2 protein-coding genes are annotated in these 615 nt (G+C 39.3%); both read right to left on the bottom strand.

The window, feature by feature from the left end; all coding sequences use genetic code 11:
* Positions 1–165 (bottom strand): transposase (locus A3735_RS32655; RefSeq protein WP_156498096.1); only part of this gene is annotated, 165 nt, incomplete at its 3' end.
* Between the two features lie 38 nt (positions 166–203).
* Positions 204–615, bottom strand: a 412-nt coding sequence (locus A3735_RS20955) for an ATP-binding protein (protein ID WP_231882595.1), incomplete at its 5' end; no start/stop codon positions are given.

The raw sequence follows: 615 nt of genomic DNA on the forward strand, positions 1-615 counted from the left end.
ACTACTTTTTGTCACACTTGAACCTGGTAATTGAAATTTATCTCGCCAGGAATACAAGGTGGATAGGTTTATGTTTTCCTGGGCTGAAAACGTTCTTAATGATAACCCACTTTCAAGCCACTTCTTAACAATGGCTTCTTTAAACTCTTTTGAATAATGCTTCACTCATATTCTCTTACCGCCTCCTATTCAATTATTAAAAATTAACAGAGGCGACAACTATCCTGACACAGGGGGCATCCTAATTTACTCACCACGTCTACGTGACCTCCCATCATTTCAGATAGTTCGCGCACGATAGTTAAGCCTAAACCTGTCCCGCCATACTTACGTGTGGTAGAGCTGTCCTCTTGTGAGAAAATATCGAAGATTGTGCCGAGTTTTGCTTGTTTTATACCTACTCCAGTATCAGTAATACTAATACTCACTTTTATTTTATCGCCAACTTCTAAGGTCGAAGCGGTCATTTTGATAATGCATTGTTCGGTAAACTTTTCTGCATTGCTGACTAGATTCGAAACGATTTGCTTAATTCTATTCGGGTCACCTTTTAAATACTGATGAGAAATGTCTGTGCACTGGAGTTCAAGCTTGACGCCTTTCTTTTCAACAGTC

This window comes from Oleiphilus sp. HI0061, from assembly GCF_001635675.1.